9 protein-coding genes are annotated in these 26660 nt (G+C 58.2%); 4 read left to right on the forward strand and 5 right to left on the reverse strand.

Going from position 1 to position 26660, the window contains the following annotated elements; genetic code table 11:
• Positions 1-122: 122 nt before the first annotated feature.
• On the forward strand, positions 123-917 hold the full coding sequence (locus EQV24_RS02000; RefSeq protein ID WP_130626402.1) for a YdcF family protein: 795 nt from the start codon (positions 123-125) through the stop codon (positions 915-917).
• Between the two features lie 67 nt (positions 918-984).
• Here the strand turns inward: EQV24_RS02000 and EQV24_RS02005 are convergent, their stop codons facing one another.
• From EQV24_RS02005 to gap, 3 genes are all read right to left on the reverse strand, one after another.
• Positions 985-1647 (reverse strand): DUF1120 domain-containing protein, encoded by a 663-nt coding sequence (locus EQV24_RS02005; protein WP_130626087.1) that lies wholly within the window; start codon positions 1645-1647, stop codon positions 985-987.
• A gap of 259 nt (positions 1648-1906) precedes the next feature.
• Entirely contained in the window at positions 1907-2569 is a 663-nt protein-coding gene (locus EQV24_RS02010) for a DUF1120 domain-containing protein (protein ID WP_013096697.1), read from the reverse strand.
• Between the two features lie 250 nt (positions 2570-2819).
• Positions 2820-3821, reverse strand: coding sequence for a type I glyceraldehyde-3-phosphate dehydrogenase (gap, locus tag EQV24_RS02015; RefSeq protein WP_013096696.1), 1002 nt, complete (start codon positions 3819-3821; stop codon positions 2820-2822).
• Between the two features lie 189 nt (positions 3822-4010).
• On the opposite strand from gap, the gene cybB reads away from it, so the two are divergent.
• The gene (gene cybB, locus EQV24_RS02020; RefSeq protein ID WP_038419366.1) at positions 4011-4541 is read left to right on the forward strand and encodes a cytochrome b561; all 531 of its coding nucleotides are present in this window, start codon (positions 4011-4013) and stop codon (positions 4539-4541) included.
• 69 nt (positions 4542-4610) lie between these two features.
• Here cybB and EQV24_RS02025 read toward each other — a convergent pair whose 3' ends face one another.
• Together EQV24_RS02025 and EQV24_RS02030 are read right to left on the reverse strand one after the other, a co-directional pair.
• Entirely contained in the window at positions 4611-5678 is a 1068-nt protein-coding gene (locus EQV24_RS02025) for an oxidoreductase (RefSeq protein WP_038419367.1), read from the reverse strand.
• A 13-nt stretch (positions 5679-5691) separates the two neighbouring features.
• A complete protein-coding gene (locus EQV24_RS02030) occupies positions 5692-6435 on the reverse strand; it encodes a DeoR/GlpR family DNA-binding transcription regulator (protein WP_130626088.1) in 744 nt (247 codons plus the stop codon).
• Positions 6436-7151: 716 nt separating this feature from the next.
• Between EQV24_RS02030 and EQV24_RS02035 the strand changes: the two genes are divergently transcribed.
• Entirely contained in the window at positions 7152-8489 is a 1338-nt protein-coding gene (locus EQV24_RS02035; RefSeq protein ID WP_013096692.1) for a TolC family outer membrane protein, read from the forward strand.
• Positions 8490-8610: 121 nt separating this feature from the next.
• On the forward strand, positions 8611-26616 hold the full coding sequence (locus tag EQV24_RS02040) for an Ig-like domain-containing protein (protein WP_130626089.1): 18006 nt from the start codon (positions 8611-8613) through the stop codon (positions 26614-26616).
• Positions 26617-26660 lie beyond the last annotated feature (44 nt).

Here is a 26660-nt window from a genome sequence, read left to right on the forward strand (position 1 = left end):
TCAAATGTTGAACTGAAAGTTTTAGGAAAAAGAGCGGCCTTATCTCTGGCACTTTAGGAATCAACGCCTGTTTTGATGCGACAAGTGCGGTACGCTAATCCAAATGCTGTAAGGAGGTTATGATGATACCGACAATTTTTCCCTGTTTGCCCGGCAGCACGCTCAGTGCCGTAAACACGGTTGGGCAGTGGCTGGCGCAGGATGACCTGCAACCGGGTAAGTCCGTGGATATGGTGATTCTGGCGGGGAATGCCGTCATTCCAACCATCGAAGCTGCCTGCCGTCTGGCGGCGGAGCAGGGGGTGCCCATGATCATTAGCGGTGGCATCGGACACTCCACCACTTTTCTCTATGCCGCGATTGCGAAACATCCGCGCTATCACACCATTCCCACCACGGGCCGGGCAGAGGCGGCCATCCTGGCGGATATCGCCCGTCAATTCTGGCAGATCCCGGCAGACCGGGTGTGGGTGGAAGATCAGTCAACGAACTGCGGGGAGAACGCCCGCTTTAGCCGCGAATTAATGAAGCACCATCAGTTTGCCCCTGAAAGGGTGCTGGTGGTGCAGGATCCAACCATGCAGCGCCGCACCATGGCAACGTTCGCCCGCGTGTGTCGGGACGAACCCGTATCGCCGGAATGGGTGAGCCACGCGGGCTTTACGCCCGTCCTGCAAAACGGCGACGATGGGCTGGAGTTCAGCGATTCCGGAGAAGGGATCTGGCCGGTGGAACGCTATTTGTCGCTGGTGCTGGGTGAACTGCCGCGCCTTCGCGACGATGTTAACGGTTACGGTCCGGCAGGACGTGATTTTATTGCCCATGTGGAGATACCTGATGAGATCGAGGCGGCGTGGAATATCTTACGCAACGATGTCATTTTGACCGATGCGTTGGTAAGCCGATCCCTGTTGTGAATGTGGACGCAAAAAAATACCGGGCCAGCGTTTGCCGCTGACCCGGTATTGAACAAAGCGCGAAAAATTACAGATAAACCAGCGTCATGGTGTTCTGGCCGTCCAGTGGGGTATCGTCGGTAATGGCCAGGGTGGAGGTATCCCAAATCACCAGGTTGGTCACGAAGTTAAAGTTAGCCGTGGTGATAGCCAATGGGGTGGTGGTGCCGGTTTCAGCAAAGGCGATGGTCTGGAAAGTATCGCTGCGTGGAATACCGGAATATTTCCAGCTTGTTGTGGACCAGTCGTGGTTATGCCCAATAGGGTCTACAGTTTTACCGTCTGCGGTGGTACCGGTCATCCACATGCCGTAGTTACCGATCTTTTTCCCGTCGTTCGTGAAACCAACGCCATAAGTATAATATTTATTTGTAATATTCTTATTCTTCCCAATATCAACAGGAAGTTGTGCGTTGCTGTCGCTGCGATTATCGGTGATAGTGAAACCTATTTTGGTTGGCGCAGAGCAATTTATGGTCACAGGTATCTGTTTCTGACCGAGTTGATTATGTGAGTTTTCGGATAACTCACCGAGACGAATAAAGCCGTAATCGATAACACCGCCGTTACCCAGCTCAGCAGTACATGCTGCGTTGGTTAATGTACCTTTAACCTTAATAACAGCAGTTCCGGCTGCAAAAGCTGATGTGGTGCTCAATGCGATGGCTGTAGCCAGAATGATTTTTTTCATCCTTGATTTTTCCTTTTCATGAATATAAGACATGCGGGAATGATAAGTGAACGCAGCGATGGCGTTCCCATTCACCTGGCGGAAATAATATTGAGTATTGAGTTTTTGGTATATTTATTAAAGTTGAATTTATTTTGTAGAAAAACTAAAGATATGCGAAAGCGACAAATAAAAGAAGGCTTTTTATTTGTTGTGTGAATATAACGGGGAAAAGTACCGGTTCAGGGTTACGCTGAACCGGTATAAGCAAATTATAGGATTAGAGATATACCAGGGTCATCGTTGCCTGACCGTCGAGAGGAGTATCGTCGGTAATCGCCAGCGCAGTAGTGTCACGAATCGTCAGATTAGTAACAAAGTTAAAGTTAGCTGTGGTGATAGCCAACGGTGCGGTGGTCCCTGTATCAGCAAAGGCGACGGTCTGGAACGCATCACTACGCGGAATACCGCTTTTTTTCCAGATATCAGGATTCCAGTCGTGGTTGTTGACAATCGGGTCTACGACTTTGCCATCTGCCGTGACATCCGTCATCCACATGCCGTAGTCACCAATATTTACGCCTTCGGACGTGGTACCCACGCCGTAAGTATAATATTTCACCGACTGGTTTAAGTTTTTACCGATATCAACCGGCAGCCGCGCGTTGCTGTCGCTACGGTTATCAAGAATGGTAAAGCCCACTTTGGTTGGCGAAGAACAGGTAATGGTGACAGGTACCTGTTTTTGTCCCAAATTATTATTTTCCAGTGCAGAAAGTTCTCCGAGGCGAATATAGCCGTAATCAATGACCCCGCCGTTGCCGATAGAAGGCGTACACGCCGCATTGGTCAACGTTCCGTGTACTTTTAATACAGCGGTAGGTTCTGCGAAAGCTGATGCGCTGGCCAGTGCAATTAATGAAGCCAAAATAACTTTTTTCATTGTTGTTCCTTAACAATTTCATAGGGGGTATTTGTTTTGACAGACCGCTTGCCTGTCTTGTGATTTATATTATTGGGAGTGTTTATGAAATTAAAGCAAGCATATTTAAAACTTCATTTTAGAAGTTCTAATGATAATTAACGTGTGATTCAAAAATTTCGTGAATAATTTTATTCTGGAAAACAGATGATGAAGAGTAAGCCATGCGGTAAGGGAGAGCGACGGATGGTATGACCACCCGTCAGCGTTATTAAAGTGCGGCGTATTTATCAAGCGTGCGCACCAGCTGCGTCACAAAGCCATACTCGTTGTCATACCAGGCGACGGCTTTCACCAGTTGCAGTTCGCCCGCCTCGGTCACTTCGGTCTGAGTGGCGTCAAACACCGAGCCAAAGTGTGAGCCAATGACATCTGACGACACAATCTCTTCATCGGTATAGCCAAAGGATTTATTCCCCTGTGTCGCTTTTTTCAGTGCGGCATTCACCTCTTCAACGGTGACCTTTTTGCCCAGAATGGCGACCAGTTCCGTTACCGAGCCGGTTTTCACCGGTACGCGCTGGGCATGACCTTTCAGTTTGCCGCTGAGTGCCGGGATCACCAGGCCAATCGCTTTGGCAGCACCCGTGGTGTGGGGAATGATGTTCTCCGCCGCCGCGCGTGAGGCGCGCAGATCTTTCCCGCGCGGACCATCCACCAGCGCCTGGGTACCGGTATAGGCGTGAATGGTGGTCATGGTGCCCACTTTAATCTCAAAAGCATCGTGCAGGGCTTTTGCCAGCGGGGCGAGGCAGTTGGTGGTGCAGGAGGCGACAGAGATAATGGTATCACTGGCGTCAATGGTGTCGTCGTTAACGTTAAACACAATGGTTTTCATCTCACCTGCTGGCGCGGAGATCAGGACCTTTTTGGCGCCAGCATCCAGATGCGCTCTGGATTTTTCTTCCGACGTATAAAAACCGGTGCATTCCACGACGATATCCACCCCAGCGGCTTTCCACGGGATATGTCTGGCCTCTTTCTCGGCGTACACCGCGATGGTTTTACCGTCCACAATCAGCGCGTCTTCGGTGAAATCCACGCTCCACGGGAAGCCGCCGTAGTTAGAATCATGCCGGAGCAGATAAGCCAGTACTTTGGGAGAGGTGAGGTCGTTGATGGCGACGACGGTGTTGCTGTCCTGGGTTTCAAGAAGACGACGAAGTACCAGGCGTCCAATGCGTCCAAATCCGTTAATGCCAATTTTACTCATGGTTTTCTCCTGTAAACGTGTCGATGCGACAGTTTGAACTTATCCAGGCTTAGACCATGAGGGGCGGGGCAGCAATTGAAGATGCTTCATGCCCCGGGAAGTATTTGAAAATCCATACAGAAAAGTTAATGAATTTTTAAGGAAAGGTCGTTATGTTGGCGCGGTAACTGTTTTTTATCGGAAAATCACATGCGCACTAAATATACAGGCCTGCAAATCGGCATTCACTGGCTGGTGTTTCTGTTAGTTATCGTCGCCTACTGCGCCATGGAGTTCAGAGGCTTCTTTCCGCGTACCGACCGACCGGTGATCAATATGATCCACGTCTCATGCGGGATCGCTATCCTGGTTTTGATGGTGACACGTCTGCTGGTGCGCCTGAAGTTCCGCGCGCCGCCGATTGAGCCGAAACCGAAAGCGATGATCACAGGCCTTTCGCATCTGGGGCATCTGGTGATTTATCTGCTGTTTATTGCTTTGCCGCTGATTGGCCTGGTGATGATGTATAACCGTGGAAACGACTGGTTTGCCTTTGGCATCGCCATGCCGCACGCGGCGGAATCCAACTTTGATTTGGCTGATGGGCTAAAAGAGTGGCACGAGACGCTGGCGAACCTCGGCTATTTTGTCATTGCCCTGCACGCAGCGGCGGCGCTGATGCATCACTATTTCTGGAAAGATAATACGCTGCTGCGCATGATGCCGAAAAAGCGGCAATAGTCCTCAACACTTTTGCCGCCTTTCTCGCCGGGTGGCGCTGCGCTTACCCGGCCTACAAAACCCGTTTTTTTATTGCAGCAGAGCACGCTCTTCAGCCGTTAACGCCAGTCCCTGGGTTGACCCGGTCTCTGACGATTTCACCGCCGCTTCCAGTACCGCCATCACCGCTAATGCCTCGACAGGATGAACCGGATTGGCAATCTTCCCGAGCAGAGCATCGCGCACATTAATGTAATACTGGCGCTGATCGCCTTTCGGCGTGGTAATGTTCTGCGGCGCGCCGTCAGCCCCAAAGAACACCATACTGTCGCTGTCCTCACCCCAGGTTTCACTTCCCGGAATGATACCGGTCAGCAGCTGGGCTTCCTGCTGATCGATACGGGCCTTCACCACGCTGCCCTTATCTCCATGGACGGTAAAGCGCGCGGTCCCCCCGGCGACCAGCATGCTGGCGTGCAAAATAACCTTATGATCAGGGTAGTTTAAGACCACATGCGCCCAGTCGTTCACTTCCGCGCCGTCGCGCAGCGTCGCGATATTCCCTTGCACCGAGTGAGGCAGACCAAAGAGCTGTAGCGTCTGGTCGATCAGGTGCGGCCCCAGGTCAAACCACAGCCCGCTTCCCGGTACGTTTTGTTCTCTCCAGCGCACGCGCACTTCCGGGCGGAAGCGGTCAATGTGCGACTCAAACAGTTTCACCTTCCCGAGGGTGCCCTGTGTGATAACGTCCTTAATGCCCAGGAAATCACTGTCCCAGCGGCGGTTGTGGAACACGGAGAGCAGAAGCTGTTTTTCCTCCGCCAGGGCAATAAGATCGCGCGCTTCCTGCATATCGAGCGTGAAGGGTTTATCCACCACCACGTGTTTTCCGGCGTTCAGGGCCAGCGTGGCCAGCGGAGCATGGGTAGCGTTAGGGGAGGCGATCACCACCAGGTCAATATCCGGGTGCGTAATGGCCTCTTCCGGGGTAGCAACCACCTGCACGTCCGGCAGATCGCGCTTAACTTTTTCCTCATCACGGGAGGAAACCACCGCCAGCGTAAGCCCGTCCACAGACTGGATGAGCGGGGCATGGAAGGTTTTACCGACAAAACCATACCCGATCAGCGCAATGTTGATTGTCTTCATTTTACTCATGACCTTCTCCACGTTAATGAGCGCAAACCGTGACGGGCACGGTGCTCTGGTCCCCAAGCTCAGGCCAGGGACGATCTAAAAACAGTTGATGAATTTCGTCTAACCCGCACACCAGATACGGCTCACAGCGGTTGACTTTCAGATGGTCTGCGACGATCCAGTGCGTCTGGCTGGCGGCAAGCATCGCCCGTTTGACTTCTGCATCGGCTTCCGTCCCGGCACTCAGACCGAGTGATGAATGAAGGGCGCAGGCGCCAAGGATGGCGATATCCGCCCGATACCGTGAAAGCAGGGAGAGGGTGGCACCGCCAGCAAACAGGCGTTGCTTCTGATCCCATTTCCCGCCGAGCAGGATCAGTTCGATATCCTCCCGGTCGCTAAAAGCGTGGGCGATATCTAGCGAGGTGGTGATCACCGTCAGCGGCCCCTGAAGAAAAGAGGCCACCGCCATGACCGTACTGCCCGCATCCAGAAACAGCGTAGAGCCCGGCGGAATCTGCTGTGCCACCTGTTTTCCCAGCCGCTGTTTGGTCGCCGGCAGGAGCGTATCTCTGCCCTGGCGATTCATGGCCGAAAGATTGAGCGCGATAGCGCCTCCGTGGTTCTTCTGCGCCAGCCCTTGTTTTTCGAGGTCCGTGAGATCGCGGCGAATGGTATCCGCAGAGACCTGCAGCTTTTCTGCCAGCTCAGTGATGCTGGCCTGTCCCTGCTCGCTGATGATCTCGAGCACATATTTTTGACGCGCGGTTTTGTGCATGGCAGCAATCCTGCAAAATGTCGCAATAGTTCGCATAATACAGCATTTTGTCGCAGAGAAAAGGGCAACCGCACATTAGTTCAGTTGCGTGATAATTGAGCTGTTATTGATTAAATATAAGTGAACGGTTTCTAAGGGTAATCAATATGTTATAACGATGTTTTATCTCGCTATTTGGATTTTGTAACCAGTTAGCTTCGCTTTACTGGTTTGTTGGTCTATTAAAAAACTATTTAAACCAACAAAATTCCACAAAAGTGAATTTTAACGGATTTTTATGCCAATAAATAGGGCGAAGCTACTTAAGTTGACATTTCTTTGAAAATCTTTGTGTCTGACGCGCGTGGAAATTAACGCAAAAATGTACATCCGGGTATTTTTAAATTTCACTTAAATAACAATGACTTTATTAGTTTCATTTGAAAGGTCATTTTTAATAGTTTGTCCAGAAACCCCATGATTTTTCTTAATTGTAACACCACATTAACATTGTGGGTGTAGTTGCCTATACCACATTTTGTTATGCTGCGAATCAGTTAAGAAGTAAGCAAATTCTTAATTCATATTAGGCTAAGGTCGGCTCTCATCTCTAATGGAAATGGGTATGGAGAGCTATTACCCGAAATTCAGTACGGGGGATTAATAATATTTTTCTGATTATCTATACCTCTTTTTGGGTAAAGGGTTAAACCATTCGCAGACTCAGGGAGATATAAATGATGAGAGAGCGAAATTATAAGTGGGTTCGATTATCCGCAGTGCTGGTGTTAATTTCGGCATGCATTAATACGACCTATGCCAATAGCGGCGCGTTGGGTTTTGCCACGGTGCCGACGACAACATTAAAAGAAAGTATTCTTTTTGCCATCGATCGCGATCCGTCGGTCAGCCAGCAGGCGGCACAATTGGGTATTGGTCAGGCGCAAATAGATGAAGCACGTAGCGGATGGATGCCGCAAATATCGCTGAACGGCAGTACGGGCCATAGCCAAACCACCGATTCCAGCGGTTCACTGAGAAATTCAGCGGCATGGGGATTAAGCCTTACGCAGCTCATTTATGACTTTGGCAAGACGAATAACAGCATCAGCCAGTCTTCAGCGCGACGCGATAGCTATCGTTATCAGCTGATGGAGACGCTCACCGCCGTGGCGGAAAAAACCGCGCTGAGCTACGTGGAGGTCAGACGTTATAGCGATCTGTTGCAGGCGGCTAAAGAGAATGTGCAGGCCCTCAAAAACGTGGAGCAGCTGGCGAAACTGCGCGCGGATGCAGGCGTAAGCTCAACCTCCGATGAGCTGCAGACCCGCACGCGGATCGCCGGTATGCAGGCGACGGTTGAGCAGTACAACGCCGCGCTCAACAGCGCCCGCGCAAGGCTCGCGGTGTTGACGGGCATGCAGGCTGAAGCCTATTCACCGGTCCCTGAGAAGCTTGCCGTAGAGCAGAATGCCGTCAACCAGATCGATTACTCGCTGATACCGGCGGTAATGGCCGCGCAGAATATGGAGCGTTCAGCCCAGTATGGGGTGGAAACCGCAAAATCTCAGCACTGGCCAACGTTAAGCCTGAAAGGAGGCCGCACGCGCTATGAGTCGGATAACCGCGCTTACTGGGATGACCAGATCCAGCTCAATATCGATGCACCGCTGTATCAGGGCGGCGCCGTTTCGGCACGCGTTCGTCAGGCTGAAGGCACCAGGGCGATGGCCTCCTCTCAGGTCGATCAGGCGCGGTTTGATGTGCTGCAAAAAGCCTCCGTCGCGCAGGCAGACTGGACCGGCGCGCGTGGAAGAATGGCCGCCGGAAGCTTACAGCTTGAAAACGCGTTACGTGCCCGCGCGGTCTACAAAAACGAATACACCCTGAGCAAGCGGAGCATTAATGATTTGCTCAGCGTAGAACAGGATGTCTGGCAGGCCACGTCTGCCAAAATAATGGCTGAATATGATGGCTGGAGCGCGGCAATTAATTACGCCTCCGCTGTTGATAATCTCATGACGCTTATTGGAGTAGAAAAAAACGCTGCCGCAAAATTACCCGATTTGAGTTGAAAAAAGCCGCGCCTTTCTGCGCGAAATAAATCTGAAAATAATGGGTGAAATTTCCCAGGGATAGCTACATCCATCTGGTGGACATATCCACAGGAATCCGAGCACCTGCAAGGAGAGAAATATGAGTAACGTAAAAGTTGTAGATGTCATCATTCGCAAGACAGCGGAGAAAACGAAATTAACCGGCGAAGGAAATCTGTCGGTCTCCATTTCCTCTCCGAGCGTGATTGAAATCCAGGGTTCTGCACAGGACGTGGTGCGTTACGTCCGCCAGGGGAAAGACCTTCTCATTTATATGAAAGATGGCAGCGTTATTCGCTGCAATAACTATTTCGTTGAAGATCCTGAAACCCATAACCAGTCTGAACTGGTATTTAACGATAATCAGGAATTAACACATATCTCTTTTGCCGATGCCGGGGAAGCGTCAGGCGCAGCCGTTACTGAATTAACCGCGCAAGCCACACCGATTAGCAGCATTGAACCTTTCCTGACCCAGGAGAGCATATTGAGCGATGCGCCATGGGGCTGGATTGCGGGGGCGGCGTTAGGCGGCGGTGCTATTGGGGCACTGCTGGCTCACGGTGGTGACGGCGAAACAAAAACAAAAGTTATTGATAATACGAAAGAAGTTGAGAGCGCAACGCCAACCTTCATGCTCACCGATCTTGCGGGCGACAAGCAGGGCGTGCTGAGTGCAAATGCGATCACCGACGATAACACGCCAACCTTTAGCGGTACCGGGCAACCGGGCGCGACCATTCAGATCAAAGACAGCAGCGGCAATACGCTTGCCAGCGCGATGGTCAGTAAAGACGGCACCTGGACGGTAAAACTGCCGACCCAGACAGACGGGGAACATACCTGGTCAGTCGTGCAGCTCGACGGCAGTAAAACGACCTCCGCAGGCAGCATCACCGTGACCGTTGATACTGCCGTGGCGAGCGTGACGCTGGCAACCACGGCGGGGGATAACGTCATCAACGCCAGCGAGCAGTCCGCAGGCTTTACGCTTTCTGGTGCCAGCAAGAACCTGGCGCAGGGAACAGAGCTGACCGTTACGCTGAACGGCAAATCCTATACGGCTGAGGTGGGTGCAAACGGCGCATGGAGCGTGAAGGTGCCTGCGGCGGATGCGCAGGCGCTGGGCGACGGCACCTGGACGGTGAACGTCAGCGGCAAGGACGCGGCGGGCAATACCGTGAACGGCAGTCAGACGATTGGCGTGGATACTGCGGCACCGACCATCGCGGTCGATACTGTCGCGCAGGACAATATTATCAATGCCGCTGAACACCATCAGCCGCTGACGCTGAGCGGGAAAACCACGGCGGAAGCCGGTCAGATTGTCACGGTGACAGTGAACGGTAAAAACCATACCGCCACGGTGGGCAGCGACGGTACCTGGTCCGTCACGCTGCCAGCCAGCGAGGTGCAGTCGCTGGCGAATGGTGAACACACCCTGACGGTGAACGTCAGCGATAAAGCCGGGAACGGGTCATCCACCCAGGCGCATTTCACCGTGGATACTGTCGCCCCGGTCGTGACCATCAATACCGTCGCGGGCGACGATATTCTCAACACCAGCGAGCAGGGCCAGGCGCAGATTATTTCCGGCCAGGCGACCGGAGCCGCAGCAGGCGATGTGGTCACCGTGACCGTTGGCGGCCAGAGCTTTACCGGCGTGGTGCAGGCGAACGGCAGCTGGAGCGTAGGCGTACCGGCGTCAGTCATTGGCGCGCTGGGGGAAGGTAACCACAGCATTGCGGTTTCGGTGACCGATGCGGCGGGCAATACCGGTAACGCCACCCACGGCATTACCCTGAGCGGTAACCCACCGGAATTCACCTTGAATGCCATCAGCCAGGATAACGTGCTGAACGCGCAGGAGGCGATGCAGCCGCTGAGCCTGAGCGGCACCAGCAACCTGCCAGACGGCAGCGTGGTAAACGTCACGCTGAATAACGTGAGCTATCAGGCCACCGTTAATAACGGCATCTGGTCAGTTCAGGTGCCGGTGTCTGACGTTCTGAACCTGGCGAACACCCTGTACACCGTCAGCGTGAGCGGCACCGATGCCGCCGGTAACAGCGGCTCCGCCGAAGCGACGCTGCTGGTGGATACCGTGCTGCCGCAGGTGATTATCAATACCTTCGCCGGTGACAACCTGGTCAACAATGCTGAAGTGGCGGTGGATCAAACCCTGAGCGGGCGCGTCACCGGCGCGGCGGCGGGCGACACGGTCTCTGTTTCGGTGGGCGGTAAGAGCTACACCGCTACAGTAGGCAGCGATCTGACCTGGAGCGTGACCATTTCGTCCGCCGATCTGAAGGCCTTTGGCGACGGGGCGTTAACCTTTACCGCTTCTGTCACCAACGCCCACGGCAACACCGGCAGCGGCGAGCGTGATATCAACATCAACGCCGAGCTTCCTGGCCTGCGGGTGAATACCATTTCTGGCGATGATGTGATCAACGCCATCGAGCAGCAGCAGGATCTGACCGTGACCGGTTCCAGTACCCACCTGGCAGCGGGCACGCACGTCACCGTCACCATCAACGGCGTCGAGTATGCCGCCGTGGTCAACGCCAACGGCAGCTGGCAAATCGGCGTCCCGGCGTCCGATCTGCAGGGCTGGACGGCCGGAGATATCACCGTTCACGTCAGCGCGACAGATGCCTGGGGAAATACCGTTTCAGCTGAGCACCCCATCGAGCTGGATCTGAACGCCGTGGCGGTGACCATCGATACCGTCAGCAGCGATGACATGCTGAATGCGGCTGAAAAAGGTGCCGATCTTGTGCTGTCGGGCCAGACGCAGGGCGTAGAGGCCGGGCAGACCGTGGTGGTGAAATTCGCCGACCAGACCTTTACCGCGCAGGTGCAGCAGGATGGCTCCTGGAGCCTGACCGTGCCGGCCAGCGCCATGGAGACGCTGATTGACGGACGCGCGCAGGTCAGCGTCAGCGTGACGAACGTCAGCGGCAACAGCGCCGACGCGTCGCGCGTGGTGACCGTGGATACCTTACCGCCGTCCATTACGATCGATAACCTGACCGACGACAACATCATTAATGCGGCCGAAGCGCAGCAGAATTTGATCTTAAGCGGCAGCAGCAATGCTGAGGCGGGACAGACGGTTACCGTTACGCTGAACGGCAAGCACTATCAGACCACGGTCCAGAGTGACGGGACCTGGACGGTGAACGTACCGGCTGCGGATCTCGGCGCTCTGACCGACGGCACCGTCACGGTAACGGCAACCGTGAGTGACGTGGCAGGCAACAGCAGCAGCGCAGACCGCGTTGGGCTGGTGGATGCGACCGTCCCGCAGGTAACCATTAACGATTTTGTCACCGACACCAATACCGTTAACCAGCTCGCACATTCACAGGCGCAGATCCTGAGCGGGTCGGTCACCGGTGCGGCAGCGGGTGACCTGGTGACCATCACCCTGAATAACGTGGAGTACACCACCGTGGTGGATGCGGCGGGGAACTGGAGCCTCGGCCTGCCAGCCTCCGTTGTACAGGGTCTGACAGACGGGACCTGGACCGTTAACGTCTCGGTGACCGATCGCTCCGGTAATACCGGCAGTAGCACAGTGGACGTAGTGGTCAACACCGTGACGCCGGAAATTGCTATCAATACCCTGGCGGTGGATGATGTGATCAATGCGACTGAGAAAGGCGAGGATCTGCTGCTTTCCGGGACCAGCAACCAGCCGGAAGGGACGACGATTGCCGTTAGCCTTAACGGCATCACCTACACCGCGACCACCGACGCCAGCGGCAGCTGGAGCGTCACCGTACCTGCCTCTGCGGTCAGCGCGCTGGGCGAGGCACATTACACCGTGACTGCCAGCGTCACCGACAGCGTGGGCAACAGCGCCTCAACCACGCACGATGTGCTGGTGGACAGCTCGCTGCCGGTTGTGACCATCAACGCGCTGGCGGGCGATAACATCGTTAACGCGGCGGAAGTGGCCGCGGGGCAGACGTTGACCGGTAAGGTTACCAATGCCGCTTCAGGTGACACTGTCACCATTATGCTCGGCGGCCAGGCCTATACCACCACGGTTCAGGACGATCTCACCTGGAGCCTGCCGTTAACCCAGAGCCAGTTAACCGCGCTTGGCAACGGCGAACTGACCGTATCAGCCAGCGTCACCAACGTGCACGGCAACACCGGCTCTTCCTCGCTGGACTTCACCATCGACGCCCAGCTGCCGGGCCTGCGTATTGATACGGTCGCAGGCGATGACGTCATCAATATCATCGAGCACGGTCAGAACCTGATTGTGTCGGGAACCAGCACCGATCTGGCGGCAGGCAGCACCGTTACCGTCACCATTAACGGCAAGGATTATTCCGCCTCGGTACTGGCAGACGGCACCTGGCAGGCGGCCGTGCCTGCGGCGGACGTCTCCCAGTGGGCTGACGGTTCACTGACCATCAGCGCCAGCGCGCAGGACTCCTCCGGCAACCCGGTCACGATTGGCACCGTCGTTGATGTGGATCTCAGCCCGGTCGCCATTAGCATTAACAGCGTGACCGCTGACAACGTGCTGAACGCGGCGGAAAAAGGCGAAGACCTGGTGCTCAGCGGCACCTCGGCCAACGTTGAGGCGGGACAGACCGTGACCGTTACCCTGGGCGGGAAAACGTATACGGCGACGGTAGACGCCAACGGCGACTGGACCACCACCGTTCCGGCAGCGGATCTGAGCAGCCTGAAGGACGGCGATGCCAGCGTGCAGGTGAGCGTGACCAACGTTAATGGCAACAGCGCATCGGCGGGGCGCGAGTACAGCGTGGATACCACCGCGCCGACGGTCACCCTCAATACCATCAGCGGTGACAATATCCTGAATGCGGCAGAGACGGCGCAGGATCTGACCCTCAGCGGTACCTCCACCGCCGAAGCGGGCCAGACGGTGACCGTGGCCTTCAATGGCAACACCTATACCGCGCAGGTGCAGGCAGACGGCAGCTGGACGCTCGACGTCCCGGCGGCCGATCTGGCGGGCATCGCCGACGGTAATGCCACGGTCACGGCATCCGTTTCTGATAAAGCCGGCAACCCGGCGAGCACCGATGCGGCCGTGCTGGTGGATACCACCGTGCCGCAGATCGTGTTTGACGTTGTGGCGGGTGATGACATCCTGAATATCGCCGAACACGGCCAGGCGCTGATCGTCTCAGGTAAGGTCACGGGTGCCCAGGCGGGAGACGTGATTACCGTCACCCTCAACGGCAAAGACTACACCGCCATGCTGGACGCCTCCGGGAACTGGAGCACCGGCATTCCGGCCACGGACGTCGGCGCGCTGGTAAGCGGCGATCAGACCCTCTCGGCAACCCTCACCGATAAAGCGGGCAACAGCACCACCGCCACGCATGATGTTACGGTCTCCCTGACCGCGCCGGTTATCGCCATCAACACCCTTGCGGGCGATGACGTGATTAACGCGATCGAAAAGGGCGACGATCTGCTGCTCTCCGGCACCAGCAATCAGCCGGACGGCACCACCATCACCGTAACCCTGAACGGTATCAGTTATACCGCCACCACCGACGCCAGCGGCAACTGGAGCGTGACCGTTCCGGCAGCCAACGTCTCGGCGCTGGGTGAAGCCAATTACACCGTGACGGCGAGCGTGACCGATACGGCAGGCAACAGCGCGAACGCAAGTCATAACGTGCTGGTGGACAGCGCGCTGCCGGTTGTCACCATTAATGCGGTTGCCAGCGACGACGTCATCAACGCTGCGGAAGTGGCGTCTGGCCAGACGCTGAGCGGGAAAGTGAGCGGTGCCGCGAGCGGTGACGCTGTCACGATTTCCATTGGCGGCAACAACTATACGACAACCGTTCAGGACGATTTAAGCTGGTCGGTGAATGTACCGTCTGACGTGTTAACCGCCATCGGCAACGGGGACCTGACCGTGACGGCCAGCGTCACCAACGGCCACGGCAACACCGGTTATGGCGAGCGTGACATCACCATTGATGCCAACCTGCCGGGCCTGCGTGTGGACACCGTGGCGGGCGACGATGTGATTAACAGCATCGAGCACGGGCAGAACCTGATTATCACCGGTACCAGCGAGGGGCTGAGCGCTGGCTCGGCGTTGACGGTCACCGTCAACGGTAAAACCTACGCGGCCACGGTGCTGGCAGACGGCACCTGGGCGGCAGCGATCCCTGCCGCAGACGTCAGCGCGCTGAATGCGGGCACGGTCACCGTGACCGTTGACGGCCAGAGCAGCGCCGGTAACCCGGTGACTATCAGCCATGACGTGACCGTGGATCTGGCGACCGTGGCTATCAGCATTGACGCCATTGCCACCGATGACGTGATCAATGCGGCAGAAAAAGGGGCGGATCTGGTGCTGTCCGGCTCCACCACTAACGTGGAAGAAAACCAGACGGTTTACATCACCTTCGGCGGTAAGTCTTACACCGCCACCGTAGATGCCAGCGGCAACTGGACGGCCACCATACCATCGGCTGATTTGGGTAGCCTGAAAGATGGCGACGCCAGCGTGCAGGTGAGCGTCACCAACGTCAATGGCAACAGCGCGTCGGCAGGCCGCGAATACAGCGTGGATGCTACCGCGCCGACGGTTTCTATTGAGATTGTCAGCGATAACAACATCATCAACGCGCTTGAAGCGCAGCAGGATCTGGACATCAACGGCGTGACCAACGCCGAAGCGGGCCAGACCGTTACCGTGACCCTGAACGGCGTGGGTTACACCACCACCGTACAGGCCAACGGCAGCTGGAGCGTCACCGTGCCGTCTGCGGACCTGGGCAGCATGGTGGACGGCAACTACACCATCAGTGCCGCTGTCTCCGATAAAGCGGGCAACCCGGCCTCTGCGGATCGCGACGTGCTGGTGGATATCACGGTTCCGCAGTTGACCATTAACACCGTGTCCGACGACGACGTGATCAACAGTGCCGAGCATGCGCAGGCCCTGATGGTGACCGGTTCCGTGACCGGCGCCGAAGCGGGCGATGTGGTTACCGTCACCATTAACAACAAATCGTATACCGCCACCGTGGATGCCTCAGGCAACTGGAGCGTGGGGGTACCTGCGGCGGACGTCAGTGCGCTGACCGCGGGCGATTACACCATCACCGCCGCGTTGACTGATAAAGCCGGTAACAGCAATAGCGCGACCCATGACGTGGAGGTGAACCTGACCGCCCCGGTGCTGACCATCGATACCGTGTCCGGTGATGATGTGATCAACAGCACCGAGAAAACGCAGGATCTGACCATTACCGGTACGGCCACCGGCCTGACGGCAGGTGCGGTTGTTACCGTGATGCTCAACGGCAAAGCGTATAGCGCGACGGTGGATGATAACGGTCTCTGGAGCACCACCGTTCCGGCGAGCGAGGTGGGGCAACTGGGTGAAGCGCTTTACAGCGTCACCGCGTCAGCCACGGACAGCGTCGGCAACAGTGCCAGTACCTCGCACACCGTGAACGTGGAATCCGTTCTGCCGGGCGTGATCATCAATACCGTCGCGGGTGACGACGTCATTAACGCGGCAGAGCTGGCAACCGGGCAGACCATCAGCGGTACCGTGGTGAATGCCGAAGCGGGCAATACCGTGACCGTGACGTTAGGTGGCAACACGTACACGGCCACGGTGCAGAGCGATCTCACCTGGTCTGTCAACGTACCGCAATCCGATCTGACGGCGCTGGGCAACGGCGAACTGACGGTGAGCGCCAGCGTAACCAACAATGTGGGCAACAGCGGCTCCGCTGAGCGCGATATTGCTATCGACGCCAATCTGCCGGGCCTGCGTGTGGACACCGTGGCGGGCGATGATGTGATCAACACCATCGAGCACGGACAGAACCTGATTATCACCGGCTCCAGCGACGGTCTGACGCCGGGTACGGGATTAACCGTCACCGTGAACGGCAAAACCTACCCGGCGACGGTGCTGGCCGACGGCTCCTGGAGCGCAGCGGTTCCGGCGGCGGACGTCGGGGCGCTGGCTGCAGGCACGGTCACCGTGACCGTTGAAGGTCAGAGCAGCGCGGGTAACCCGGTCTCCATCAGCCACGATGTCACGGTGGATCTGGCAAGCGTCGCCATCAGCATTGACGCCATTGCCACCGACGACGTGATTAATGCGGCCGAGAAGGGCGCGGATCTGGTGCTCTCCGGCAACACCTCGAACGTGGAAGCGAACCAGACCGTCACGATTACATTCGGCGGCAAGAGCTACACTGCCACCGTGGGGACAGACGGTAAATGGACCGCCACTGTGCCAGCGGCGGATCTTGCCGGTCTGAAAGACGGCGACGCCAGCGTGCAGGTGAGCGTTACCAACGTCAACGGCAACAGCGCGTCCGCAGGGCGCGAGTACAGCGTGGATGCTACCGCGCCGTCCGTGACCATCAACACCCTTGCAACTGACGACATACTCAACGCCGCAGAAGCACAGGCCGACCTGACCGTCTCCGGCACCAGCACCGCAGAAGCGGGCCAGACGGTGACCGTGAGCCTGAACGGCAAGGACTACACCGCAACGGTCGGTTCAGACGGTAACTGGACGCTGAACGTCCCGGCGGCGGATTTGGCAGGTTTAGCCGACGGCAGCGTGACCGTCACCGCATCGGTCAGCGACAAGGCGGGTAACCCGGCGTCGGTTGATCATAATCTGACGGTGGACATGACCGTGCCTCAGGTGACCATCAGCACCATCGCGGGCGATGACGTCATTAACATCGCAGAACACGCTCAGGCGCAAATCATCAGCGGCATTGCCACCGGCGCGGCGGCGGGCGATAAGGTCACCGTAACGATTGGCGGCCAGAGCTACACCACCGTGCTGGACGCGGCGGGCAACTGGAGCGTGGGCGTACCGGCCAGCGTCATTTCCGGCCTCAGCGACGGCAGCGTGACCGTCACTGCGTCCGTCACTGACGCGGCGGGCAATACCGGCACCGGCACCCATAGTGTGACCGTCGATACCGGTCTGCCTTCGGTTAATTTCAACGCCATCAGCGATGACAACGTCCTGAATGCGGTGGAGAAAGGCCAGGATCTGAACGTCAGCGGCACCAGCGCCAACCTGGCAGAAGGCACCGTGGTGACCGTGACCCTGAACGGTAAAAACTACACGGCCACCACGGCGGCAGACGGTACCTGGAGCCTGACGCTTCCGGCCGCCGATCTGGCGGGTCTGGGTCAGGCGAACTACACCCTGAACGCGACCGCTACCAACGGCGTGGGCAACAGCGTGAGCAATACGGCGAACCTGCTGGTCGACACCGCACTGCCGACCGTCACCATTAATACCGTGGCGGGCGACAACGTGATTAACGCGGCGGAAGTGGCGGCGGGCCAGACCATCAGCGGCACCGTGGCGAATGCCGAAGCGGGCAACACCGTAACCGTGACGATTGGCGGCAACAGCTACACCGCGACGGTGCAGAGCGATCTGAGCTGGTCCGTAAGCGTGCCGTCCGACGTTCTGACCGCGCTCGGCAACGGCAGTCTGAGCGTGAGCGCGACCGTCACCAACGGCCACGGCAACACCGGTACGGGCGAACGTGACATCACCATCGACGCTAACCTGCCGGGCCTGCGTGTGGACACCGTGGCGGGCGATGATGTGATCAACACCATTGAGCACAACCAGAACCTGATTATCACCGGCTCCAGCGACGGGCTGACCCCAGGCACCGCACTGACCGTGACCGTCAACGGGAAAGACTATTCCGCAACGGTGCTGGCGGACGGCACCTGGAGCGCGGCGGTCCCGGCGGCGGACGTGAGCACGTGGCCGGAAGGCACCGTGAAGATCAGCGTCACCGGCGACAGTACGGCGGGTAACCCAATTACCATCAGCCATGATGTCACCGTGGATCTGGCAACGGTGGCCATCAGCATCAATGCCATTGCCTCCGACGACGTGATTAACGCGGCGGAGAAGGGCCTGGATCTGGTGCTCTCTGGCGCCACCACCAACGTGGAAGCCGGGCAGACCGTCACCCTGAGCATGGGCGGTAAAATCTATACTGCGCAGGTCGATGCCGATGGCAACTGGACCGCCACCGTGCCAGCGGCGGATCTTGCCGGTCTGAAAGACGGCGACGCCAGCGTGCAGGTGAGCGTTACCAACGTCAATGGCAACAGCGCGTCGGCGGGTCGCGAGTACAGCGTGGACGCCACCGCGCCGTCCGTGACCATTAACACCCTGGCGACGGACGACATTCTTAATGCGGCAGAAGCACAGTCTGACCTGACCGTCTCCGGCACCAGTACCGCGGAAGCGGGCCAGACGGTGACCGTGAGCCTGAACGGCAAGGATTACACCGCAACGGTCGGTTCAGACGGTCACTGGACGCTGAACGTCCCGGCGGCGGATTTGGCGGCGCTCAGCGACGGCAGCGTAACCGTCACCGCATCGGTCAGCGACAAGGCGGGTAACCCGGCGTCGGTTAATCATAATCTGACGGTGGACATGACCGTGCCTCAGGTGACCATCAGCACCATCGCGGGCGATAACGTCATTAACATCGCAGAACACGGCCAGGCGCAAATCATCAGCGGCATAGCCACCGGCGCGGCGGCGGGTGATAAGGTCACCGTGACGATTGGCGGCCAGAGCTACACCACCGTGCTGGACGCGGCGGGTAACTGGAGCGTGGGGGTACCGGCCAGCGTCATTTCCGGCCTCAGCGACGGCAGCGTGACCGTGACTGCGTCCGTCACTGACGCGGCGGGCAATACCGGCACCGGCACCCATAGCGTGACCGTCGATACCGGTCTGCCTTCGGTTAATTTCAACACTATCAGCGATGACAACATCCTGAATGCGGTGGAGAAAGGCCAGGATCTGAACGTCAGCGGCACCAGCGCCAACCTGGCAGAAGGCACCGTGGTGACCGTGACCCTGAACGGTAAAAACTACACGGCCACCACGGCGGCAGACGGTACCTGGAGCCTGACGGTTCCGGCCGCCGACCTGGCGGGGCTGGGACATGCGAACTACACCCTGAACGCGACCGCCACCAACGGCGTGGGCAACAGCGTGAGCAATACGGCGAACCTGCTGGTCGACACCGCACTGCCGACCGTCACCATTAATACCGTGGCGGGCGACAACGTGATTAACGCAGCAGAAGTGGCGGCAGGCCAGACCATCAGCGGCAGCGTGGCGAATGCCGAAGCGGGCAACACCGTAACCGTGACGATTGGCGGCAACAGCTACACCGCGACGGTGCAGAGCGATCTGAGCTGGTCCGTGAGCGTTCCGGAGTCGGTCCTGACCGCGCTGGGCAACGGCGATTTAACGGTATCAGCGACCGTCACCAACGGCCACGGCAACACCGGTACGGGCGAACGCGATATCACCATCGACGCCAACCTGCCGGGTCTGCGTGTGGACACCGTGGCGGGCGACGATGTGATCAATAGCATCGAACATGGTCAGAACCTGATTGTCACCGGCTCCAGCGACGGGCTGGCGGCGGGCACAACGCTCACCGTGACCCTGAATGGCAAAACCTATGCGGCTTCCGTGCTGGCAGATGGTACGTGGAGCGCGGCGATCCCGGCCGCAGACGTCGGGGCGCTGGCTGCTGGTACGGTCACCGTCACCGTTGCAGGCCAGAGCGCAGCAGGCAACCCGGTGACCATCAGCCATGACGTCACGGTCGATCTGACCGCGGTCGCCATCAGCATTGACACCATCGCCGCTGACGACGTGATTAACGCGGCGGAGAAAGGTGCGGATCTGGTGCTCTCCGGTAGCACCAGCAACGTGGAAGAAAACCAGACCGTTACCGTCACCTTTGGCGGCAAGTCTTATACCGCCACCGTCGATGCCGACGGCAACTGGACCGCCACCGTGCCGTCCGCGGATCTCGCGGGCCTGAAAGACGGCGATGCCAGCGTGCAGGTGAGCGTCACCAACGCGCACGGCAACAGCGCGTCCGCAGGGCGTGAGTACAGCGTGGATGCCACCGCGCCAGGCGTCACCATTGATACGGTTGCAGGCGATAACGTTATTAACGGCAGCGAAGCATCCGCTGGTGTGACTGTCTCCGGCACGACCACGGCAGAAACCGGGCAGACGGTTACCGTGACGCTGGGCGGCAACAGCTATACCGCCCAGGTACAACCGGATGGCACCTGGAGCGTCAACGTACCTTCCGCCGATCTGTCCGCACTGGCTGATAATGGCTATACGGTGCAGGTGAGCGTCAGCGATACGGCGGGTAACCCGGGCAGCGCGAACAAAGCGATTACGCTGGATACCACACCGCCGACCGTCAGCTTTAACGTGGTGGCGGGCGATGATGTCATCAACAGCGTGGAACATGCGCAGGCGCAGATCGTCAGCGGCACGTCCACCGGCGCGAACGTAGGCGATAAGGTCGTCATCACCTTGGGTTCAAACCAGTACACTACCACCGTTGATGCCAGCGGTAACTGGAGCGTGGGCGTACCGGCGAGCGTGATTTCTGCGCTCAATGACGGCACCGTGACCCTCAGCGCAACCATCACCGACAGCGCGGGCAACAGCAGCACCCAGACCCACGACGTGGTGGTTAACACCGCCTCCGTGGCGCTGACGGTTAATACCCTCAGTGGCGATGACGTAATCAACGCAGCAGAAGCGGCTACGTCTCTGGTGATTAACGGCTCCAGTGCCCAGTTTGCCAGCGGCACGGTGGTGACCGTGACCCTGAACGGCAAGAGCTATACGGCCACCATTCAGAGCGACGGCAGCTGGAGCACCACCGTACCGGCAGCCGATGTGGTTGCGCTGGCCGATGGCGCGAACTATCAGGTAGCGGTTTCGGCGCAGGACAGCGCGGGCAACAGCGCTTCGGCAACGCACAGCATCAGCGTGGATACCACTGCGCCGGTGGTGAGCATTGCAACGCTGTCGGGCGATGACGTGCTGAACGCAGCGGAAGCGCAGCAGCCGCTGACCGTGCACGGCTCCTCCAGTGCAGAGGCGGGCCAGACCGTCACCGTGACCCTGGGCGGCAAAACCTACACTGCCACCGTGGCAGATGACGGCACCTGGACGCTGGATGTTCCGGCCACTGACCTGGCTGCACTCAGCCAGGGCGCGCTGACGGTGACCGCGTCGGTCAATGACAACGCCGGTAATAACGGCCAGACCACGCACACCTTAACGGTGGACACCGTTGCGCCGACCGTCACCATCAGCACCGTGGCCGATGACGATATTGTCAACAACGCCGAGCAGCTGGCCGGCCAGACCATCCGCGGCACCACTACGGCGGAACAGGGCCAGACAGTGACCGTCTCCTTTAACGGCCACAGCTATCAGGCAACCGTCGCGGCAGACGGTACGTGGTCGGTCTTCGTACCGGGCCGAGATTTCCTTGGCCTGAGCGACTGGGATTACACTCTTACCGCCTCGGTGAGCGATAAGGCGGGCAACCCGGGCAGCGCCACGCACGACGTGACGCTGAACGGCGAGGTACCGACGATCGTTATTAACACCTTTGCCCAGGACGACATCGTCAGCGCCGCCGAACACGGTACGCCGCTGGTGATCAGCGGTACTACCGACGCGCCAGCGGGCCAGACGGTGACGGTGACCCTGAACGGCAAGTCCTATACGACGACCGTGCAGAATGACGGCAGCTGGAGCTATACGCTCGGCAGCGCAGATGTTTCCGCGCTGGCAGACGGCGGCGCGTATGTCATTAACGCGCAGGTGAGCAACACCATCGGCAACAGCGCCAGCGACAACCACACCGTTACCGTGGATCTGACTGCGCCGTCGATGGGGATCAGCATTGATTCCCTGCAAAACGACACCGGTCTGAGCGCGAGTGATTTCATCACCAACGACAGCCAGATTATCATCAACGGTTCCCTGACCGCGCAGCTCGGCAACAACGAGAAGGCGCAGATCAGCCTAGACGGCGGGGCCACGTGGAGTGATCTGAGCGTCACTGGCACGACCTGGCGCTACACCGATAGCCGCACTCTGACGGACGATACGTACCAGTACCAGGTGCGGGTGATCGATAACGCGGGCAACGTGGGGGCAACGGACAGCCAGGACGTGGTGATTGATCTGACCGCGCCTGTGGCAACGAGCATTACGGTTGACTCCATCTCCCAGGATACCGGTCTGTCCGACAGCGACTTTATTACCAGCGATACGCAGATCAGCCTGAAAGGGACGCTGGGCGCGGCGCTGGGCAGCGGTGACCACGTCCAGATCAGCCTCGACGGCGGCCAGAACTGGACCGATGTTAGCGTCAGCGGTTTGAGCTGGACCTATGTGGATGGCCGTACGCTGGCCGACGGGGATTACAATTACCAGCTGCGCGTCATTGATGATGCGGGGAATATCAGCGCTACCGTAAGCCAGGTAGTGACCATCGATACCGTTGTGCCGGACGCCAGCAAAACGATCGCCATCGACAGCATCAGCGATGACACCGGCCTGAGCAGCAGCGACTTTATCACCAGCGATACCTCGCTGACGCTGCACGGCTCGCTCGGCGCGACGCTGGCCGACGGGGAATATGCCCAGATCAGCATCGACGGCGGCGTGACCTGGCAGAACGTGATTGTCACCGGCAACAGCTGGTACTACGTGGATGGCCGCACGCTGGCTAACCAGACCTACGACTACTACGTTCGCGTGGTGGATGCCGCAGGTAACGTGGGTGCCAGTGCCCATCAGCAGGTCACCGTCGACACGGTGGCCCCGGATGCGGCGATCACGGTGAGCGTGGATAACATCACCGTGGATACCGGCTTCGACAATAACGACTTCCTGACCAGCTCGACATCCTACACCCTGCACGGCACGCTCGGTGCTGAACTGGGGGCGGGTGAGTACGTTCAGGTGAGCATGGATGGCGGCACCACCTGGGTCTACGCCACCGTGAGCGGCACGCAGTGGAGCTATAACGACACGCGCACGCTGACCGACGATAGCTACAGTTACCAGGTACGTGTTGTCGACCAGGCGGGGAACGTCGGGGCTACCACGTCGCAGGTGGTAACGGTGGATACGCAGGCGCCGCAGTACGGCGTCACTATCGACAGCATCAGCGACGATACCGGACAGTCCGGCAGTGATTTCATCACCATGGACACCACGTTGACCATTAACGGTTCGCTCGGTAGCGCGCTGGCAGGCGACGAGCGCGTGCAGATCAGCCTGGATGGCGGCAATACCTGGGTTGACACCACAGTCACCAACCAGCGCTGGAGCTACACCGATACCCGCGATCTGGATGACGGGGATTACACCTACCAGGTGCGGATTATCGACCAGGCGGGTAACGTTGGCTCCACCGCGTCGCAGGTGGTGACGGTCGATACTACGCCGCCAACCACCGTGGGTACCGTGGTGAGCTACACCGACGGTGAAGGCGAGCGTCAGGGCACTTACGGTACGTCGGTGGCGACGGATGATACCTCACCGCTGATCAACGGCACGCTGAACCGCGCCCCGGACGACAGCGAAATTGTGCAGCTCTATCGCGACGGTATTCTGCTTGGTCAGGTAACCATGAACGGCAGCGCCAGCTGGTCCTTCCAGGACAACGGCCTGAGCGATGGCAACCACACCTACATTGTGCGCGTCACCGACAAAGCCGGTAACTACACGGAATCGGACGGGTTTGTGCTGAACGTCGATACCAGCGTACCGACCACCACGGCGGCAATTACCGCCCAGACCACCTCCGATACCACGCCGATTGTCAGCGGTACGGTATCCGCAGACCTGGTGAACGGTGAATATCTGGTGGTGACGGTGAACGGGAAAACCTACACCTCCCAGACCGGCGGTGCGGTCGTCGTCGACCCGGATCACAACACCTGGTATCTGCAGATCCCGGACAGCGATGCGCTGGGCGTGGCGAGCTATAACGTCACCGCTCAGGTGAAGAGCAGCGCGGGCAACGGTAATACCACCGGTATTGCCAACGGCAGCCTGGTGATTGATACCACCACCGTGAATACCGACTGGGCGACCACGGCGGGGAACAGCAATAACTCGACCATGACCGTCGGCACGAACAGCAGCGGCCTGTGGAATATCATTGCTAACGGCCAGTCTTATTCCAGCAGCGATAGCTCCACTTATGCGGGTAATGCGCTGACCAACACGCGTTCCTACTACGTGGTCAGCCAGACGGCCGCAGACTTTGACCGAAACGGCACACAGGATGTGTTCGGTACTGAAACCGGCTACGCAGGCTCCACGCAGGTCATGTGGACCTACGATGGCAGCACCTATAACGCCAGCCAGCTGGCGATGGGGACCACCATCTGGTACGGCGGCGTGGTGGCGTACGACAAAAACGGGGATGGTTATCTGGATCTGGCATACGGCGATGCGGGTGCGGACTCCATAACCTATCTGATTAACAACAATGGCGTGCTGACACCAGACGGTACCAACGGCGGGGCAGGCTTCTGGGGACAATTCACCACCATGCGTGAAATCTCCGGCGTCGACCTGAACAACGACGGCACCGTAGACATTGTGCAGCACACCAACCGCAGCGGCGCGTACTCGTTAACCGTGATGAACAACAACGGCAACGGCACGCTCTCCATCGGCCAGAACCTGACCAACGTGTTTGTGGTTAACGCCTCGAATACCACCACGGCAGCCTCTATGACGTGGGCGGACTTCAACGGCGATGGCTACATGGACCTGTACCTGGGCAGCAGCTACAACAACACCGGCGGGGTGATCTACTACAACAACGGTGCAGGGCAGCTGTCCACGACCAAGAGCGCGGTAGAAGCCTCTAACGCCACGGCGGGGTATCTGTCGGTGGCGGTGGACTGGAACGGTGACGGGCAGATGGACATCATCAAGCTCAGCACCTACGGCGCGTCACAAACCGCAACCCTGTTCACCAACAACGGTTACGGTTCCACCTGGACCTCGAGCCAGCTGGCGTCTGGGCTTGCCAACGTCACCGGCGTGGCTGCGGTGGATTACAACTGGGACGGCGCACAGGATCTGCTGGTGTCGCAGCAAAACGGCAAGGTGGTGCTGGTGCAAAACAGCAAAACCATTGCCGACGGCACCGCGATGCACCTGCACATTGTCGACAGTGAGGGTATCAACGCTTACTACGGCAACACGGTCAATCTGTATAACGCCGCGGGTGTGCTGGTGGCCTCGCAGATCATCAACGCCCAGTCCGGTATCGGCTCGAACGATACCTCTGCGCTGGTGAGTTTCTACGGGCTGGATCCGAATGAGACCTACTCAGCCGAGATCGTCAAGATCACTAACGGCGTGTCGGATAACGTCACCTGGAGCGGCCTGGAGGCGGGCAACGGTAAGGAGGGCTACGTGCTCACTGCCGAAGCGGCCACCGGCGGCCACAGCGGAACGATTACCGGCACCGGGTATAACGACACCTTTATCGCAGAGGATGGCACCTATACCTATAACGGTTCCGGCGGCTGGAATACCCATTCCGACTATGACACCTGGAGTAACACCGGTGGGATGGACGTGGTGGATTACCGTAACGCAACGTCCGGCATTACCGTTGATTTACGCCTCTCCACGGCGCAGGACACCGGGTTTGGCACCACGCGGTTGTTGAACATTGAAGGGATCAACGGCTCGGACTTCGACGATGTCATTACCGGCAACAGCGGTGATAACCAGTTTGAGGGCCGGGGCGGAAACGACACCTTCAATATCGGCAGCGGCGGCCACGACACGTTGCTCTATAAGCTCATCAACGCGTCGGATGCCACGGGCGGTAACGGTCACGATGTGGTGAACGGCTTTACCGTCGGCACCTGGGAAGGCACGGCGGATACGGACCGTATCGACCTGCGCGATCTGCTCTCCGACAGCGGCTATACCGGCACGGGCTCGGCGAGCTATGTGAACGGGGTGGCAACGCTGGACAGCAGCGCGGGGAACATCACCGATTACATCCGCGTGGTGCAAAACGGCAGCAATACCGAAATCCAGGTTGACCTCGACGGTACGGGCGGTCAGTTCTCGCCTACCACGCTGGTGACCCTGAACGGCGTCCAGACGGATCTGGCGACGCTGCTGGCCAATCATCAACTGTTAATTGCGTAAAACCCTGCCGCGGGGAGCGATCCCCGCGGCCTTTTGCGTTTCTT

The sequence above is a fragment of the Enterobacter sp. A8 genome (assembly GCF_004296595.1).
Classification (GTDB): domain Bacteria; phylum Pseudomonadota; class Gammaproteobacteria; order Enterobacterales; family Enterobacteriaceae; genus Enterobacter; species Enterobacter cloacae.